The sequence below is a fragment of the Enterococcus raffinosus genome, from assembly GCF_001886185.1.
Lineage (GTDB): Bacteria > Bacillota > Bacilli > Lactobacillales > Enterococcaceae > Enterococcus_A > Enterococcus_A raffinosus.
Genome location: NZ_JXLA01000026.1, coordinates 15,523 through 34,081 on the forward strand (window position 1 = coordinate 15,523; position 18,559 = coordinate 34,081).

At 38.8% G+C, this 18,559-nt stretch carries 17 protein-coding genes and 1 tRNA gene; 5 read left to right on the forward strand and 13 right to left on the reverse strand.

What is annotated here, in order from left to right:
• Positions 1 to 105 precede the first annotated feature (105 nt).
• The gene (gene pyrG, locus RV13_RS13840) at positions 106 to 1,716 is read right to left on the reverse strand and encodes a CTP synthase (RefSeq protein ID WP_010744527.1); all 1,611 of its coding nucleotides are present in this window, start codon (positions 1,714 to 1,716) and stop codon (positions 106 to 108) included.
• Between the two features lie 189 nt (positions 1,717 to 1,905).
• A complete protein-coding gene (locus RV13_RS13845; protein ID WP_060789362.1) occupies positions 1,906 to 2,355 on the reverse strand; it encodes a YueI family protein in 450 nt (149 codons plus the stop codon).
• 233 nt (positions 2,356 to 2,588) lie between these two features.
• Between RV13_RS13845 and RV13_RS13850 the strand changes: the two genes are divergently transcribed.
• A complete protein-coding gene (locus RV13_RS13850) occupies positions 2,589 to 4,208 on the forward strand; it encodes a SulP family inorganic anion transporter (protein WP_010744525.1) in 1,620 nt (539 codons plus the stop codon).
• Positions 4,209 to 4,273: 65 nt separating this feature from the next.
• On the opposite strand, the gene RV13_RS13855 is transcribed toward RV13_RS13850, so the two are convergent.
• The 7 genes from RV13_RS13855 to rpoN form a co-directional block, all read right to left on the reverse strand.
• Complete coding sequence (locus RV13_RS13855) at positions 4,274 to 4,978, reverse strand: hypothetical protein (RefSeq protein WP_010744524.1); 705 nt, start codon at positions 4,976 to 4,978, stop codon at positions 4,274 to 4,276.
• 269 nt (positions 4,979 to 5,247) lie between these two features.
• Entirely contained in the window at positions 5,248 to 6,561 is a 1,314-nt protein-coding gene (gene eno, locus RV13_RS13860; RefSeq protein WP_010744523.1) for a phosphopyruvate hydratase, read from the reverse strand.
• Positions 6,562 to 6,677: 116 nt separating this feature from the next.
• Positions 6,678 to 7,433, reverse strand: coding sequence for a triose-phosphate isomerase (tpiA, locus tag RV13_RS13865; protein ID WP_010744522.1), 756 nt, complete (start codon positions 7,431 to 7,433; stop codon positions 6,678 to 6,680).
• Positions 7,434 to 7,581: 148 nt separating this feature from the next.
• Positions 7,582 to 8,772, reverse strand: a complete 1,191-nt coding sequence (locus RV13_RS13870; protein ID WP_010744521.1) for a phosphoglycerate kinase — start codon at positions 8,770 to 8,772, stop codon at positions 7,582 to 7,584.
• 148 nt (positions 8,773 to 8,920) lie between these two features.
• Positions 8,921 to 9,922 (reverse strand): type I glyceraldehyde-3-phosphate dehydrogenase, encoded by a 1,002-nt coding sequence (gap, locus tag RV13_RS13875; RefSeq protein ID WP_010744520.1) that lies wholly within the window; start codon positions 9,920 to 9,922, stop codon positions 8,921 to 8,923.
• Between the two features lie 35 nt (positions 9,923 to 9,957).
• Entirely contained in the window at positions 9,958 to 11,001 is a 1,044-nt protein-coding gene (locus RV13_RS13880; protein WP_010744519.1) for a sugar-binding transcriptional regulator, read from the reverse strand.
• A gap of 175 nt (positions 11,002 to 11,176) precedes the next feature.
• Complete coding sequence (gene rpoN, locus RV13_RS13885) at positions 11,177 to 12,478, reverse strand: RNA polymerase factor sigma-54 (RefSeq protein WP_010744518.1); 1,302 nt, start codon at positions 12,476 to 12,478, stop codon at positions 11,177 to 11,179.
• A 52-nt stretch (positions 12,479 to 12,530) separates the two neighbouring features.
• Here rpoN and RV13_RS13890 point away from each other — a divergent pair.
• Positions 12,531 to 12,602, forward strand: a tRNA-Arg gene (locus RV13_RS13890).
• 188 nt (positions 12,603 to 12,790) lie between these two features.
• Here RV13_RS13890 and RV13_RS13895 read toward each other — a convergent pair.
• From RV13_RS13895 to RV13_RS13905, 3 genes are all read right to left on the reverse strand, one after another.
• Positions 12,791 to 14,050 carry a cytochrome P450 gene (locus tag RV13_RS13895; protein ID WP_028020543.1) on the reverse strand — a complete coding sequence of 420 codons (1,260 nt, stop codon included), beginning with the start codon at positions 14,048 to 14,050 and terminating at the stop codon, positions 12,791 to 12,793.
• Between the two features lie 121 nt (positions 14,051 to 14,171).
• Complete coding sequence (rpoE, locus tag RV13_RS13900) at positions 14,172 to 14,780, reverse strand: DNA-directed RNA polymerase subunit delta (RefSeq protein WP_010744516.1); 609 nt, start codon at positions 14,778 to 14,780, stop codon at positions 14,172 to 14,174.
• Positions 14,781 to 14,853: 73 nt separating this feature from the next.
• Complete coding sequence (locus RV13_RS13905) at positions 14,854 to 15,288, reverse strand: YwiB family protein (protein ID WP_010744515.1); 435 nt, start codon at positions 15,286 to 15,288, stop codon at positions 14,854 to 14,856.
• A gap of 142 nt (positions 15,289 to 15,430) precedes the next feature.
• On the opposite strand from RV13_RS13905, the gene RV13_RS13910 reads away from it, so the two are divergent.
• Together RV13_RS13910 and RV13_RS13915 are read left to right on the forward strand one after the other, a co-directional pair.
• Positions 15,431 to 16,243, forward strand: a complete 813-nt coding sequence (locus tag RV13_RS13910) for a lipoate--protein ligase family protein (RefSeq protein ID WP_010744514.1) — start codon at positions 15,431 to 15,433, stop codon at positions 16,241 to 16,243.
• The gene (locus RV13_RS13915; RefSeq protein WP_010744513.1) at positions 16,233 to 17,582 is read left to right on the forward strand and encodes an HD domain-containing protein; all 1,350 of its coding nucleotides are present in this window, start codon (positions 16,233 to 16,235) and stop codon (positions 17,580 to 17,582) included. Before RV13_RS13910 ends, RV13_RS13915 begins: the two co-directional genes overlap by 11 nt.
• A gap of 22 nt (positions 17,583 to 17,604) precedes the next feature.
• Here RV13_RS13915 and RV13_RS13920 read toward each other — a convergent pair whose 3' ends face one another.
• Positions 17,605 to 18,048, reverse strand: coding sequence for an NUDIX hydrolase (locus tag RV13_RS13920; RefSeq protein ID WP_010744512.1), 444 nt, complete (start codon positions 18,046 to 18,048; stop codon positions 17,605 to 17,607).
• A gap of 137 nt (positions 18,049 to 18,185) precedes the next feature.
• Between RV13_RS13920 and gloA the strand changes: the two genes are divergently transcribed.
• Positions 18,186 to 18,554 carry a lactoylglutathione lyase gene (gene gloA / locus RV13_RS13925; RefSeq protein ID WP_010744511.1) on the forward strand — a complete coding sequence of 123 codons (369 nt, stop codon included), beginning with the start codon at positions 18,186 to 18,188 and terminating at the stop codon, positions 18,552 to 18,554.
• The last annotated feature ends 5 nt before the right edge of the window (positions 18,555 to 18,559 follow it).

Consider the following 18,559-nt stretch of genomic DNA (forward strand, 5'->3'; position numbering starts at 1 on the left):
AGCATCTTTGCTACTCCAAACCTTCCGATAAAACCTTTACATTTCAACTTTTTTGCTTTTCTTGTAAAAAAACTGAAAGGCGACTAGGCCTTTCAGTCAAATTTACTATTTTGCTTCTTTACTTTCTAATGATGCACCTACGAAAGCTTTGATCAATGGTTGAGGACGGTTTGGACGAGAAATTAATTCTGGATGGAATTGACAGCCCACAAAGAATTTATTTTCAGGGATCTCAACGATCTCAACTAAGCGATTATCTGGAGATACACCTGAGAAAACCAAGCCTTTGTCTTCAAATAATTGACGGTATTGATTGTTGAATTCATAGCGATGACGATGACGTTCTTGGATGACGTCTTCGTTTCCATAGGCTGCAGCCGTTTTGCTGCCTTTTTTCAGCTTACATGGATACAATCCAAGACGTAATGTTCCACCCAAGTTCTCAACATTTTCTTGATCTGCCATTAAATCAATGATGTTGTTTGCAGTGTCCGGTACTGTTTCAGCTGAATTAGCATCTTCTAGCCCAGCAACATTACGAGCAAATTCTACACAGGCCATTTGCATTCCTAAACAAATACCTAAGAACGGTACATCGTTCTCACGTGCATAACGAATCGCCTCGATCTTCCCCTCAATTCCACGATCTCCAAAACCACCAGGAACTAAAATACCATCTGCATCTCCCAGCATTTCTTCCACATTCTCACGTGTAACTTCTTGAGATTGAATCCACTCGATTTCAATATCAGAATCGTAAGCAAAACCAGAATGTTTCAATGCTTCCACTACAGAAATATAGGCATCTGGCAATTCTACATATTTTCCTACCAATGCAATTTTTACTTTCTTTTTAAGATTCAAGACTTTTTCTTCAAGCGCTCGCCACTCTGTCATATCCGCAACAGGTACGTCAAGTTTCAAATGCTCACAAACAATTTGATCCATTCCTTGTGCTTGTAATGCCAATGGAATCGAATAAAGTGTTTCAACATCACGAGACTCGATAACTGCTTCTGGCGCAACATCACAAAATTGTGCAAGCTTGTTTTTAGTACTTTGTGAAATAGGTTGTTCTGTACGAACCACTAAAATATTTGGCTGAATCCCTAGACCACGTAATTCTTTTACGCTGTGCTGTGTTGGCTTTGTTTTCATTTCTCCAGCAGCTTTTAAGAAAGGAATCAATGTTGTATGGATGTACATAACATTATCCGCACCCACTTCAGCCTTCATTTGACGTAATGCTTCTAAAAATGGCAATGATTCAATATCACCAACAGTTCCGCCAACCTCTGTAATAATGACATCAGAATCTGTCATTTTTGCAGCACGCATGATTTTTGATTTGATTTCATTCGTGATATGAGGGATAACTTGGACTGTTGCCCCTAAGTATTCGCCTTTACGTTCTTTACGAATAACTTCTGAATAGATTTTTCCTGTCGTTACGTTGGAGTATTGATTCAAGTTAATGTCGATAAAACGTTCATAGTGACCCAAGTCCAAATCCGTTTCAGCACCATCATCTGTTACAAAAACTTCTCCGTGTTGGTAAGGACTCATCGTACCTGGATCGACATTAATATATGGATCGAATTTTTGGATGGTAACTTTCAATCCCCGATTTTTAAGCAAACGACCCAATGATGCTGCCACGATCCCTTTGCCAATTGATGAAACTACGCCGCCAGTTACAAAAATATACTTTGTCATAAATGAAAAAACTCCTTCATACTAATTTGCAGGAAACGTCTAGAAAAAACAAAGAAAGCTCCCTATCCAATTTGAATAGGGAGCTGTGATTTCACTAAACACTTGACCCTTACTAAAAGGGTGCCCAAGCAGTATAATACCGACACTTTGGAAAAATGTCAACCGTAATTATTCGTTGCTTAATTTTCTTTAATCAAATAAACGACCAAAAAAGCTTTTCTTTTTCTCCGAAGGCTCTTTGCTATCTGAATTAGTTGAAGGATATTTTTCTTCAATGTCAATAATCTCTTCATTGACAGCATGGTCTATAACCAATAATAACCCGATACTATCTTCTGATTCAACTGTCGCATCATTTACGATCGTAAAATCGACTGAATTTTTAGACGCTAGTGCGATGAAATCCGCTTGTACTTTTTCATCTACAGCGCCATTGATCAATAATTTACCTTCTGGGTATTTTTTTATCTCTGTAATTAGATTTTTTTGGTCTTGCTGATTTTTCATCTCTCGTACCGTCATACTTGCAAAACAACGCTCACGAAAGGTTCCCAAATATTTTCGCTGTTCATCTGGATTGATTCGCGCTGCCCCAAAACGACCTTTATCTAGATGTTGCTGCAATTCATCTTTTGCCATCTCTCTCACTTCCCTATAATAAAATTTCCTTTGGCTCCAGTATATCAAAATCGTCAATAAAATGCTGAATCTCAGCCAAAAGTAAGCAAAAAACAAAAGTTGGCTTGAAAACATAAGAAAACCATTGTACTTTTATTCTTACTCTTTTATAGTTAAAGATGGTTTTAAAAAATTTTGTTAAAAGCCCGTTCACTTACGGTCTTTTGTGGTATTTTCAAAAAAAGGAGTGTTTTGTGATCAAGCGTTATACGAATTTGTTACAACAGGAGTTTCGCCATTACTCTAAGAGAAAACTTCAAAAGGATTTATTATCAGGTCTGACTGTTGCTGCTGTGGCATTACCCTTAGCTTTGGCTTTTGGTGTTTCCAGTGGAGCCGATGCCGCAGCTGGAATGATTACGGCTATTATTGCAGGCCTCGTTATCGGCACTCTTTCAGGCGGATTTTATCAGATTTCTGGTCCAACTGGGGCAATGGCCGCCATCTTAACTGGGATTATCGCCTCGCACGGGCTAGCGGGTGTCTTAGTCGCCACCTTCATCGCCGGCATCCTATTACTGATAGCTGGATTGTTTAAGCTTGGAAGTCTCACTTCCTTCATTCCATCACCTGTAATTACAGGGTTTACTTCCGGGATCGCCATCATCATTGCTTTAGGACAGATTGATAACTTCTTCGGCACAACATCTAGCGGCGAGAGTGCTCTATCAAAACTGATCAGCTACCGATCCGGTTTTTTCCCAGATTTTCCTACACTGATTTTAGGTATAATCGTTTTATTATTGTTAATCTTTTATCCCAAAAAATGGAATCAGGTCTTACCAGCTTCACTGGTCGCAATTATTCTAGCAACTTTTGCTTCTATTATTTTTAATCTGCCAGTCGCAAAAGTTGGCAAAATTCCCACGTCACTACTTACTAGCGAACGTCTTCATCTAGCAACCCTTAATCTCTCATTAGTAAAGCAATTATTTTTACCTGCGATTAGCATTGCAATGCTGGGTATGATAGAAAGCTTACTCTGCGGAGCCTCTGCCGGACGCATGACCGGAAAAGATCTCGACAGCAATCAAGAATTGATCGCTCAAGGAATCGGAAATATGCTTCTGCCTTTCTTTGGAGGGATCCCGGCAACCGCTGCGATCGCAAGAACCAGTGTGGCAATAAAATCGGGTGCGCAGACACGGTTAGCCGGAATTTTTCATGCACTCTTCCTATTTTTGTCGATGATTATTTTTGCACCGATCATGTCGCAAATCCCAATGGCTGCTCTTGCCAGTGTTCTACTTATTACAAGCTGGCGGATGCACGAATGGACGACCATTAGAACAATGTTCAAGCAGAAAAATCGGGCAGCGATCCTTCTATTCATAGTAACTATGCTAAGCACGATCATTTTCGATTTGAGTATCGCAATCGTCATTGGTGTCATCTGCGGCTGTATTTTCTTTATCGTCAAAAGTTCGCGTATTTCTATTATCTCCGAAGAAATTGATTGGACAAGAATGGATCTGCCACATTCTGAGGTTGGCTCTAATTGGGCAGTCATCTACATCACCGGTCCATTGTTCTTTATGTCAGCAAATCAGCTGAAAAGAGAACTGGATCAAGCCGTCGGCAAGGAAGGGATCATCTTTTCACTTCGCGGTGTTCCAAGTATCGATTTGACTGCACAAGACACCTTTGCCGATTATTTCTCAGTTGCTGCATTAAACAATCAAAAATTGATTTTTACTTCGATGCAGCCTGAGGTGGAAAAACAGTTCCAGCAATTATGGGATAAACAAGTCCATCGTCCCATCCAGCATCCTACCGTTGCACATGCACTTCATGCACTGCATCAAGCATACTAAAACAGTCAAAAGAGCTGTGAGAAAGTTTCTCGCAGCTCTTTATTTCTGACTAATTTGATCCGTCACTATTCCATTTCTTCTAGTTGTTTGCGTCTTATTTCTTCTGTTTGCCTATTTAAATCATTCTCAGCCTGAGACAACTCTTCAAACGTCAAGATTCCATCGTTATTCAGATCTGCTTGAGAAGTTTCTTCGCTAATCACTCGTTCACCGTTTGGCAAGACGCGAAGAACCGTGACAGCTGCTCCGCTAGGGCTTACCAACACCTTACCAACCTGATCATCCTTTTGAGGCTGTTCAGCTGACGCCTCCGGAGTTGCCGGTGCTGCCGACTGATTCGTTTCACTAGACGGTTGTGGTACCGCCACTTCACTGGAAGTCGAGGATTCTTCAAAGCGCAAATAACTCTTAGACGGCTCTATCTTAATCTTCTTTTCCGCCTCTACTCCGTTTACTTTCGAAGTCAACGTCAGTTCTTTCGTTTTTGGTTCGGTCAATTGGTACTCGATACGAAACAGACCATGTTCATCCGCAATTTCCTTTTGATCATCCACAGAAACTGTCGCATTTGGATCAGTCGTACCAGTGATAATTGCTTTACCTAGTTCATCGGTTTCGAATGTTTTGAAACTAATAATTTCAAGTTTCTTTTTTTCTTCAGAAGAGGACTCTGAAATACTAGACACTCTCTTTTGCTCTTTATCTGCATTACACCCCGCCAACAAAAAAATACTCACAGTAACAACCGCTAGTCCAACAATCTTTTTCATGAATCCCTCCAAAGCTTAGTGTAGAATAACTCCCTTATCTCTTTTGCATCATTAAATTGATTATTTCTATTATCCTTAGTAATTCAATTATAACAAAAGAAAACTTGCTAAGAAATATATTCTTGGTTTTGTTACTCAGTAATAAAAATCTCATATAAAGAATAACGCAAAGGAGTCTGTCTCACTATTTTTAGAAATCTCTTCGTAAAAAAAGGCCATGGTACAAAAGCACCACAGCCTTAATTCTTTATTCGTTTGTTCAACGCTAATTATTTACCGATGAATGGATTGTTTTTTAAGTTGTAGAAAGATTTGATTCCTTTGTATTCTGCAACATCACCCAATTGGTCTTCGATACGTAATAATTGATTGTATTTAGCAATACGGTCAGTACGTGAAAGAGAACCAGTTTTGATTTGACCAGCGTTTGTTGCAACAGCGATATCAGAGATTGTTGAATCTTCTGTTTCACCAGAACGGTGAGATACAACTGCAGTGTAGCCAGCTTCTTTGGCCATTTCAATAGCATTGAAAGTTTCTGTTAAAGTACCGATTTGGTTAACTTTGATAAGGATTGAGTTAGCAACACCTAAATCAATTGCTTTAGCTAATTTTTCAGTGTTTGTAACGAACAAGTCATCACCAACTAATTGAACTTTATCACCTAAAGCTTCAGTTAATTTCTTAGTACCTTCCCAGTCGTTTTCGTCTAAGCCGTCTTCGATTGAGATGATTGGGTATTTCGCAACTAATTCTTCGTAGAATGCGATCATTTCTTCAGTTGTTTTTTCGCCTTCGCCTGAATCAGCTAAAACGTAAACACCTTTTTCTTTATCGTAGAATTCTGAAGAAGCAGCGTCCATAGCAAGAACGATATCTTTACCAGGTACATAGCCAGCTTTTTCAATAGCTTCGATAATTACTTCAAAACCTTCTTCATTAGAACCAAGGTTAGGAGCGAATCCACCTTCGTCACCAACTGAAGTAGCAAGGCCTTTAGCTTTTAAGATTGAAGCTAAAGCGTGGAATACTTCTGCACCATAACGTAAAGCTTCTTTGAATGTAGGAGCGCCAACAGGCATGATCATAAATTCTTGGAAGTCGATAGAGTTATCAGCATGTGATCCACCATTGATGATATTCATCATAGGAGTAGGCAAAACTTTTGTATTGAATCCGCCAAGGTAGTTGTACAATGGGATTTCTAAGAAGTCAGCAGCTGCACGAGCAACAGCGATAGAAACACCAAGAATAGCATTTGCACCTAGTTTACCTTTGTTAGGAGTGCCATCTAGTTCGATCATAGCAGCATCGATTGCAGCTTGGTCGCGTACGTCGTAGCCAATGATTGCTTCAGCAATAATGTTGTTTACATTATCAACTGCTTTAGTAACACCTTTACCGCCGTAACGAGCTTTGTCGCCATCACGTAATTCAACGGCTTCGTATTCACCTGTTGAAGCACCTGAAGGAACCATACCGCGGCCGAATGCGCCGTCTTCTGTATAAACTTCTACTTCGATTGTTGGGTTACCACGTGAGTCTAGGACTTCGCGTGCGTAAACGTCTGAGATAATTGACATGTTTTGTCTCTCCTTTAAAATTTGTTTTTGTAAATAGGGGTTATAAAACCCTTATAACCAATATTAGTGAAAATCGCGGGCAGTTGCAAACAAAAGCTGCAATTTTCGTTAAAAAATTATTTTGCGCCTTCAAGTAAAGCTAAGAATGAGTCAGCTTTCAAGCTCGCTCCGCCAACTAAAGCACCATCGACGTTTTCTTTTGCCATATATTCAGCAATGTTTTCTGGTTTTACAGAACCGCCGTATTGGATACGAACAGCTTCAGAAACTTCTTTGCCATAAATACCTTCAACTGTTGAACGAACAACGCCGCAGATTTCGTCAGCGATTTGTGCATCAGCAGATTTACCAGTACCAATAGCCCAAATTGGTTCATAAGCAATAACCATGCTTGAAACTTGTTCAGCAGAAAGATCTGCTAGTCCAGCTTTGATTTGTCCTTCGATCCATTCAGCTGTTTTACCAGCTTCATATGTTTCTAAAGACTCTCCACAGCAAAGAATTGGCAACATACCATTAGCAAAGATTGCTTTGGCTTTTTTGTTGATTTCTTCGTCTGTTTCGTGGAAATATTCACGGCGTTCTGAATGGCCGATGATTACATAGTCCACACCAAGATCCGCTAAAGCTGCAGGTGAAGTTTCACCAGTGAATGCTCCAGCATTTTCCCAGTAGCAGTTTTGAGCAGAGATTTTTAAATCAGTGCCTTTTGCTGCTTCAACTAATTCTTGTAAAAACAAAGCAGGTGATCCAATCACTGAATCTACTTTATCATTTGCAGGAATGTTGTTTTTTACTGCTTCTGCAAAATCTTTTGCTTCTGAGGCAGTTAAATTCATTTTCCAGTTACCAGCAATAATTGGTTTACGCATTTAGAATAGCTCCTTTTTTCTTTTTGTCTAGCTTTATGAGCTAGCTCTTCTCAGTAATAAGTAAAAATTTTAAGAAACTTGAAAAGCAGTTTATCAAAATTTTAGCCTTATTGATCGAGAGCTGAACGAGCTCGTACCGCTTTTCTGACTATTTATCGTTGATTGCTGCAAGACCAGGTAATTCTTTACCCTCTAATAATTCTAGACTTGCGCCGCCACCAGTTGAAATGTGAGTGAATTTGTCAGCAAAGCCAAGTTGTTCAGCTGCAGCTGCAGAATCTCCACCACCGATAATTGTAGTAGCATCTGTTAAGTTAGCGATTGCTTCGCAAACACCGATTGTTCCGCGAGCAAAGTTGCTCATTTCAAACACACCCATAGGTCCGTTCCAAACAACTGTTTTTGCACCTTCTAAAGTTTGTGCAAATAAAGCAATTGATTCAGGCCCAATGTCAAGTCCCATTTGTCCTTCAGGAACATCACCCGTATGTTCTTCTGTAGGAACGTCGTTTGAAAATTCAGCTGCTGTGATTGAGTCAACTGGTAAAACTAATTTGTCGCCAGCTGCTTCGATCAATTCCTTAGCCAAGTCTACTTTATCAGCTTCTACTAATGAGTTACCGATTTCCATCCCTTTAGCTTTATAAAATGTATACGTCATTCCTCCGCCGATCAAAATTTTGTCTGCTTTAGGAATCAAGTTTTTAATTACGCCAATTTTATCAGAAACTTTCGCTCCACCTAAAATAGCGATCATAGGACGTTTAGGTTCTTCAACCGCTTCGCCGATGAATTTGATTTCTTTTTCCATTAAGAATCCAGCAACAGTTGGAATTCCAGTAGATGCAATACCTACGTTAGAAGCATGAGCACGGTGAGCAGTACCGAATGCATCATTTACAAAAACATCGCCTAATGAAGCCCAGTATTTACCAAGTTCAGCGTCATTTCCGCTTTCTTTTTTACCGTCAATATCTTCGAAACGAGTGTTTTCAAAGACAACTACGTCGCCGTCTTTCATGTCTGCAATTGCCGCTTCCAATTCAGAACCACGAGTTTCAGGTACAAATGTTACATTTTTACCTAATAATTCGCTTAAACGTTCAGCTACAGGTTTTAATGATTTGCCTGCTTTATCTTCTTCTGTTTTCACACGACCTAGGTGAGAGAACAAAATTGCTTTACCGCCTTGTTCTAAAATGTAATTGATTGTTGGCAACGCCGCTTTAATACGAGTGTCATCCGTAATCACGCCATCTTTAACAGGAACGTTGAAGTCCACACGAACTAAAACTTTCTTGTCTTTCAAGTCAAGATCTTTAACTGTCATTTTTGCCATGAAAGAAAACCTCCAAATAGTTTTTTTAAATCTTTTCTATTATACAACTCTTTTCGAGAAAAGAGCCAATGATAAACTTACGAAAAAAACGGAGAAGCGCGTTGCTTCCCCGCCTTTTTTCAGACAATGTTGTTGTTTAAAATAATTCTTATAGTTTAGCGAAATATTCTAAAGTACGAACCAATTGAGCAGTGTATGACATTTCATTGTCATACCAAGCAACAGTTTTAACTAATTGTTGGTCGCCAACTGTCATAACTTTAGTTTGAGTTTCGTCAAATAATGATCCGTAAGTCATACCTACGATATCTGAAGAAACGATTTCGTCAGTGTTGTAACCGAATGATTCGTTAGATGCTGCTTTCATCGCTGCATTTACTTCATCAACAGTCACTTTTTTGTTAAGAACAGTCACTAATTCAGTTAATGAACCAGTTGCAACAGGAACACGTTGAGCAGCTCCGTCTAATTTACCGTTCAAGTCAGGAATAACTAAACCGATCGCTTTAGCAGCACCAGTTGAGTTAGGCACGATGTTTGCTGCAGCAGCACGTGCACGACGGAAGTCACCTTTAGGATGAGGTCCATCAAGAGTCATTTGGTCCCCTGTGTAAGCATGGATAGTTGTCATTAATCCTTCAACAACACCAAATTCGTCATTTAAAGTTTTAGCCATAGGAGCTAAACAGTTAGTAGTACATGAAGCACCAGAGATAACTGTTTCGTCACCAGTTAAAGTTTCGTGGTTAGTGTTGTAAACAATTGTTGGAACATCGTTACCACCAGGAGCTGAGATAACAACGCGTTTAGCACCAGCTGTTAAATGTTTTTCAGCAGCAGATTTTGAAGTGAAGAATCCAGTACATTCTAATACGATATCTACTCCTAGTTCTCCCCAAGGTAATTCTTCTGGGTTGCGGTTAGCAAGAACTTTAACTTCTTTTCCGTTCACGTTGAATGAACCTTCGTGAACTTCAACAGTTCCGTTAAAGCGACCTTGAGTTGTATCATATTTTAACAAGTGAGCCAACATTTTAGCGTCTGTTAAATCGTTGATAGCTACAACTTCCAATCCTTCTACATCTTGGATACGGCGGAATGCTAAGCGTCCGATACGTCCAAATCCGTTAATTCCAACTTTTACTGTCATTTAAGATTTCCTCCTTATGGAATCAAAAAATATATTTATTTTAAAGGGGGGATCCCTTTTAAAATCTCGTTTGCAGCAGCTTCATCAGTGATGAGCCACGTTTGTTTTGGAGCATTTTTCATATATGCTGTAATGGCTTTTACTTTGCTTTTTCCACCAGCAACTGCGAGAATCGTCGGCATCTTTTGAATATCTTCTAAAGATAAGCCAATGCGCGGTACTTTATGGACGATTTCTCCATTTTCGTCAAAAAAGTATCCAAAAGATTCTGCAACAGCATTTTTTTGTTTTAGACGAACGATCTCCTCTTCTGACATTTTTCGTCTAGCCGCCATATGAACAGCTCGACCAATACTGTGTACAACACAATTGGCCTCCTTAATCATCGCCAGGACACTTCTGATAGAGGGTTCTTTCAGCAATGTGTGGTAGGCTTCCTCACTTAATTGTTCCGGTACATATAGCGCGCGATGCTCCCCATGAGCATTCGCTGCCATTAATGCGCTGACTGAGTTAGCTTGGATTGACACTGCCTCCCCAATACCTCCTCGAGCAGGAACAAAAAGATTATGGCGCTTTGTTGTTTCTAATGGACTGACGTGTCTGGCTACTTCTGCCATCGTCGTTCCGCCCATCACTGCAATAATATTTCGGCCGTCTGGTAATTGACGCTGCAATGCCTCATCTACCAACTCGCCAAATTCACCGATTACTTTTTCTTGTTCATCACTGTTTCCAGAAACAATCAGACAACGTTCGATCTTGAATAGTGTAGCAAGTTGCTTTTCTAACTGATCCATGCCGGTAAACTGTTCCATCAATAGTTCCAGATGTTGTAGTAAGCCTTCGCCTTTTTCAGTTAGCAACATACCACTCTTTGTTGCATCAATCAAACGCTGATCTCTAAGATAATCTGTCTCACTTCGCAATACCCGTTCAGTAAGTCCTAATGAATCAGCTAAGTTTCTTCGACCGATTGGTTGCATCCAAAAAATATTCTGCATAATACGATATCTTTTTTTTACAACCTCTAGCACATCAGGGGCGATTGCTTCAAGCACTCTTAATTCACTTAACAAAGGAATTCCTCCGTTGGACTTAAGTAGTCCCTCATAGACTTTTAGCGACCCATGAATGATAAAAAAAATGAAAGAAAGTCAAATTATTCATTTGAAATTGTTGATTTCTTACATGACAAAGTGTAACAGTTTTGAGGCGTCTACGCAAGGAAAAAGCCAAGTTTTTTTACTTGGCTTAATCAAAACGTTTTCTTTTAGATGAGCTTGGGATATTCAAAGCATCTCGATATTTGGCAACCGTACGCCGAGAGATTTTCTGGTCCTTTTCAGCAAGCAATTCTACAATTTTTTGGTCAGATAATGGTTTGCGTTTATCTTCTTGTTCAACAAATGAAGCAATCAACTGTTTGACTTCATCTGCAGAAGTATCTTCATCATTTACTTTATTGACAAAAAAGCTTCGCAGTTCAAATACACCGAAATCTGTTTCGATATATTTCCCGTTCACTGTGCGGCTAATCGTTGATTCGTGAACATCTAATTCTTTCGCAACATCTTTCAGCATTAATGGTTTTAATGCTCCTTGTTTATCTTCAAAAAAATGTGCTTGATGCTGAACGATGATTTTACCGACTTCCAGAATGGTATCTTTCCGTTGCCCAAGTGTCTTATTTAACCATTCAAACTGTTGTAGCTTTTCTTTTAAATAAGCTTTTGTTTCATCATCCGCTTGTTCTTTCAAACGATTAAAATAATTTTCTTGAAAGTTCAAACGTAGTTGGCCACGCTTATTCGATAAAACAACTAGCTGATTCTCTCTTCTCACCAATGTCAAATCTGGAATAATGAAGTTTGAATCCTGTCCACCGAAACTTGCGCCTGGAAATGGATTTAACGTTCGAATATAATCAAGAATTTTCTGTACCTGCGCTAAACTAATCTGATAAGACTTAGCAATTTGTTCAAACTTTCTTTTAGCAATTGCATCAAACGATTCCTCTAAGAGAAGATATGCTAAATCTGGTGCGTAGTCATCCTGCTCTGTCTGAAGCATCAGGCATTCTTGCAAGTTCCTAGCACCTACTCCTGGCGGATCTAGCTGCTGCAACAGTGTCAATGCATCAAGGTATTGAAGATCGGTCGCTTTTAATTCTTCTTTCACTCGCTCCTCGTCAACTTTCAAATAGCCATTTACGTCAATGAACTCGACTAGAACTAACATAATTTCACGAATAAAGGTATCTCGATAATTTAGATGGATTTGGTTGATCAAATGTTCAAACAGAGAAACAGGATGATCGGCAATTTGTATGAACGATTCTTCCTTAACTGCTCCTCCATGCATCTGCATCAAGTCACTTTGAATTTTTGGTGCGACCACGTCAAATAGCGGATTCTCCAAAGAGACCGTTTCAACATAGTCTTGCAACTCCTCAGTGTTAAATTGTAAAATTTGAATCGCTTGCTGCAATTCTTGCGTCATCGCCAATTTTTGAGTTTGTTGTTGCTTTTGAGAATAACCTTGTTGAAACTTCATAGACTTTCCCCTTGTTTTTTTAAAATTATATGCTAAACTAATATTCGTGCTTGCGCCCTTAGTGTAGTGGATATCACGTAAGATTCCGGTTCTTGAGACGGGGGTTCGATTCCCTCAGGGCGCGTACATTACGACACTTCTCTTTTTGAGACGTGTCGTTTCTTTTTTTCGAATGCATTAGTATATCTCCGTAAAGACCATTATACTTTTTTAACGGATACTTATCAATTTTGATTCTATTAATGCCTTAAACTAACGAAATAATTAAAATGAACCGCTCAAATAAGAATTCTATTTGAGCGGTTTTATTGATCAGTTCTTGATTAGTACGGCCTTGCTTTTTGGAAAAGTTGGAAATTGATTCATTGGAATTTCCCAATCCTGTTCTGGTACAGAAAATTGATACTTATTCACTAATTGATCAGAAAAGACCCGCAGTGTATGCAGTGTTATCCATTCTCCTGCGCAGCGATGCATGGCTTCAAATTTCCCTCCACCTTGGGCAATCATCTCATATTCTTCATCATAGGAAATATGTTTTTCCTTACCAAGATAACGAGAGATACGAAATACTTCAGGTGTTTCAATCGCTCGTTTATCATGGTTTGTTCCATAAAGATCCAAAACTACCCAGCTTCCTGTAGGAATCAAATAACCGTCAATTTCAACATCCTGTTTAGCAAAGGCAGGTAGCATTGGAAAGAAAGGATAATAACGACGCATCTCTTGAATAAATGAATCTTGCAATTTATTAAACTCTGCATGAAGCCTTTGGTAAATATCTGGTCTGCTAAATAAGGCATGACCCATTAATGCTACCCATACGGTCAAAGCCACAGTCGGACGAATCACGTTTAATAGTTCAACGGCAGCTACACCAATAGGTAATAGGTTGCCATTATCATCCTTTGCATTCGCAAAGGCATAAAGTGCTACATCCTCTTTTCCGGCAACTGGCGTTGTCCTTGCTTGTTCAATCAGTGACTGTGCCCATTTCTCTGATTTTTTGCGATTTTCTATTCCCTTAATATGCGTTGCAGGATTAGTTACAGCAGAACTAATCATTGAAATTTGATATTCAGCGAGTTGATCGATTTCTTCTTTGCTCATTTTGGATAAATCAATGCCTGCCCATTCACAGATTGATCGGAATAATACATCCTTAGATAAGTCGAACAATTCAAATTCACCTTGCTGGTGATCTAATTTTTCAGATAAATTCTTATCTAAAATCCGATGGTACTCTTCCATTCTTTTTGGCGTCATTAAATCCATAAAGACAGTTTTTCTATTTTTGTGTGTCTCACCATCTAAGGTTTGAACCCCATCTTCTCCAAATAATGTTTTCAAAACAACCTTTGGCATTGCACCTTCACGCTTAAAATTGCTTGGATCATAAAATTTTCGAGCAGCTTCATTTCCATATACGGCAATGACTTCTTTGTTCAATAATTTTGCTTTGACAACTGGCGCACCAGCTTCTTTCCGCAATTCTGATAATAATAGATAGCCTTCATCCAATCGTTCTGTGACATCCGTTAATTTGATTTTAATTTCAGGTACTTTTTCCATGACGATCACCTTCCAATTTTCTTTCTAGTTTTATACTATCGTTTTTCTTAAGAAAGAACCAAAGGAAGCGCTTGTGAAAAATGAATTGAAAAAATACAAAAAAAGAATAGATCAAAATGATCTATTCTTCGTCTTCCTCGTCATCATCAAATTCATCGTCGTCATCGTCGATCACGCTTAAATCATCTTCGATACCGCCTGGAACAACTTCTTCATCATCTTCGCTTGCATCAGCCCCAATTTCTTGTAAATCAGAGTTGTATGCTGCGATTTCGTCATCGTCATCATCATCGTCATCGTCGATTTCATCATCGTCGTCATCAACCAATAGATCCGTGTCTTCAGGATCATCATCGTTGTAGTCAATTGCATCTTCATCATCATTAATGAACGCATTAACCTTCTTACGTTTTTTGCGACGTGGTTTATCTTCTTCTTCATCTTCTAAACCATGGTTCACTTCTTCATCGATTGAATCGATTGCATACCATGAGCGTAATCCCCAGCGGTTATCCCCTAGAGAAATAAAACTTCCATCAATATTCAAATCGGTATAAAATTGGGCTAATGCATCACGAATTTCACTGTCTGATTTGCCAAGATAGTTTTGGATTTGATTCACTAAATCCGAAAAATCCATTACATCGGCGCGTTCTTCCAGAATTGCGTGTGCCACTTCAATCATTGATAATTCATCTTTGTTCAAACCATCAAAAATACTAAGTTCCAAGTATGACACGTCCTTTCAAAGTCTACTCCTTATCATACAAAATCGACAGCTAAAAAGCAAACCTTTCTTACGCTCAAGTAGTAAATTCTAGTACTAAGTGATAGTCCCCAACTTTTTCTTCTTTCATATACAATGCATAATCAATTGTAATAATTCCTGAGAACGGTCGATCCTTTAAACTTACATGTAAATTTTTTGCATAAGTCGAAATCATAAAGATTCCAAAGGGCGTTTTATACGTTGTATCCATTTTCTCACGATAAGCAAAACGCATCCGCATCCTTGCCTCGCCAGAGCGAATCAATTGTACTTGCGAATCGGGGGTAACTTTTACCGTAACGGGAATTTCTTGTCCATCCGGTTGAATTTCCTTATAACGAATGTACAAGGTATCCCCCATTTTAACCACTTGACCAGGGAGGTCGAATACGAAATCTTCCGTCTCATTATTTTGAGTGACTTTCGTTTGAACGTTTATTTTTGCGGGAATGCCTTCATTAATTTTCACAGAGCTTCCACTCCTTCCACTATTTATTTTTGTCGGTTTTACTTTTTTTGTCAACTACTTCTGTTTTTTGAGTGGCTAAATTACTTGTTTTCACTTTTTTGTTTATAATAGAGAAGAAAAGATAGAACGAGAGGAAGATTCGATGAAAAAAGCATTGCTATTTGATCAAGGGATGCTTTCAAAAGATAGTTTATTTACCCCCTTTGCCCTAACAGACGTGTTTACTGAATTCAGCGGCGAGCAAGATCAGCCAATCATCCATTTTTGGCAGTTGCCTCAGACGTTAATCTTAGGGATGAAAGATAGTCGCGTGACTCATTTTAACGAAGCGTTAAAAACGGTTCATAAAAAAAAATATCATCTACTGTTGCGCAATGCAGGAGGATTAGGTGTAGTCAGTGATTCTGGAATTTTGAATGTTTCATTCATTTTGCCAAAAGATACGGTTACCACTTTATCAATCGATGATGGCTACGAAGCAATGGTAGACTGGCTGAGACAGACCCGTTTTGGAAGCTTAGGGATAGAAGTTGGCGAAGTTACAGATTCATATTGTCCAGGAAAATATGATCTCTCAATTAATGGAAAAAAAATTGCGGGCATTGCCCAAAGGCGTGTAAAAGATGGCGTGGCAATAATGATGTATCTTAGTGTAGATGGCGACCAAAACATCAGAGGCGAGCTGGTGCGCGATTATTATAGAAGTGGATTACAGGAGCAGTTTGGCGCTCTCGGCTATCCACCTGTTAGGCCTGAAAGCATGACAACATTAAATGACTCAGCAGCATTTGATGTATCGATCGATCTAGTAAAGAAAGAATTATTACAAGCAATGCCTTATAGTGACCAAACAAGTTCCCTATCAGAATTTTACCAATTAGAAGAATATCAACGTCGTATTGAAAATATGCGGCAACGCAACATGATTATTCAGGAGGTACTCAATGACTTATAAATATCAAATGCTCCCATTGGAAAAAGTATTTCGTGATCCGGTGCATAATTATATTCATGTACAGCATCAAGTAATACTAGACTTGATCAATTCAAAAGAGGTACAAAGATTACGACGTATTAAGCAGTTAGGAACAACGTCCTACACTTTTCATGGTGCAGAGCACAGCCGCTTTTCTCATTCACTAGGAGTCTACGATATCACGCGCAGAATCTGTGATATTTTCCAGCGAAACTACTCTAAAGAAAAATATGGTAAAGATGGATGGGACGATTCCCATCGGTTAGTCGCACTATGTGCTGCATTGCTGCATGATGTTGGTCATGGCCCTTATTCTCATACATTTGAGCATATTTTTCACACCGATCACGAAGCATTAACCGTCGCCATCATTACTTCACCTGAAACAGAAGTATTTCAAATTTTAAATAATGTTGAAGAAGGTTTCCCAGAAAAAGTTGCAAGTGTGATCACTAAAACTTACGAGAATCCTCAAGTTGTTCAAATGATCTCTAGTCAAATTGACGCCGACCGAATGGACTATTTATTAAGAGACGCCTATTATACAGGAACTGAATATGGAACATTTGATTTAACTCGAATTTTGCGTGTCATTCGTCCTTATGAAGGTGGTATTGCTTTTTCCATGAATGGGATGCATGCTGTTGAGGACTATATCGTCAGCCGCTATCAAATGTATGTCCAAGTATATTTTCACTCAGTCTCACGCGCGATGGAGGTGCTATTAGAGCATCTACTTGACCGCGCACACGAATTGTATCAAGAAGATGCGGAGATTTTTTCCTTCCATTCGCAATTTCTGATTCCTTTTTTAAGGCAAGATTTTTCTTTAGAGGACTATTTAAAATTGGATGATGGTGTCTTGAACACCTACTTTGCTCAATGGATGGAGGAACAAGACTTAATTTTAAGTGACCTAGCTTACCGTTTTTTAAATCGTAAACCTTTAAAATCGATTACCGTTGATTCTAGTGCTAATCCCTTACTGACTGAAATGAAAGGATTAGTTGAAAAAGCTGGCTTTAACCCTCGTTATTATACAGCGATCAATTCAAGCTATGACCTGCCTTATGATCTTTACCACCCAGAAAAGGGCAGTCATCGAACACAGATTGAATTGATGCAAAAAGATGGATCATTAATCGAATTATCAAAGGCAAGTCAATTAGTCTCAGCGTTAACTGGTCAAGGACAGGGCGACGTTCGTTTCTATTATCCAAAAGAAATGACACAACAAGATAGTAAAAATTCTGATTTATTCGATGATTACTATCAAGCATTTGCTAACCACATTTGGAATGGCGCGTTAATAGAATAAATAGAAAAAACTTTCTGATCACTCAGAAAGTTTTTTTCTTCAACCATTCTTTCACGGCCCATTTGTGACTTCCGCGTTTTAGTAGTTCAATGGCTGTTTGCGGAGACTCCCAACTACTGTTATTTCCTTCTTCTAAAGGTGCAGAAACTTGCTTCCAGTTTTTTGCAGCATAGAAATAACCTGGATTATAAAAAAAGGTTCCACGATGGCGAGAATAAAAGTATTCATCTGCCTGTCCTAGATAATCTGACAGATCCACTTCAAAACCTAGTTCCTCCATCATTTCACGCTCGATAGCTTCTTCTTTTGTTTCGTTTCCTTCGATTTCTCCTCCAGGTAAAAAGTAAGCACCATTAGGAGCTTGTATAAGTGCGATTTTTTCATCCTCATTCATTAAAATCGCATAAGCTGCATAACGAGCTTGGTAGTCCTTTTCGGCTTCTTTTACGCCAAACACTGGGATCATTAGTGTCCTCCTGCAAAATGTATTTACTTGTTAGTTTACATTAAAAAAAACTCATAAACAACCACTGAGCATAATTACTGGCAAATTGATTTTTTATGTTATCATAAACTTACTAATTAATAGGAGGATACTTATCTATGAAAATGGCACATACTTGTGTTCGAGTAAAAGACTTAGACGCATCAGTAAAATTCTATCAAGAAGCATTCGGTTTTGAAGAATCCCGCCGTCGTGATTTTCCAGATTCAAAATTTACTTTGGTTTATCTAACGTTACCAGGGGATGACTACGAGTTGGAGCTTACCTATAATTATGATCATGCCGCTTATGATTTAGGTGATGGCTATGGACATATCGCAATTCGCTCAGAAGATATTGAAAAACTTCATCAAGAACAAAAAGCGAAAGGCTTCAATGTAACTGACATGAAAGGCTTACCTGGAACCGATCCTTCTTATTACTTCATTACAGATCCAGATGGCTATAAAATCGAAGTTATTCGTTAACACAA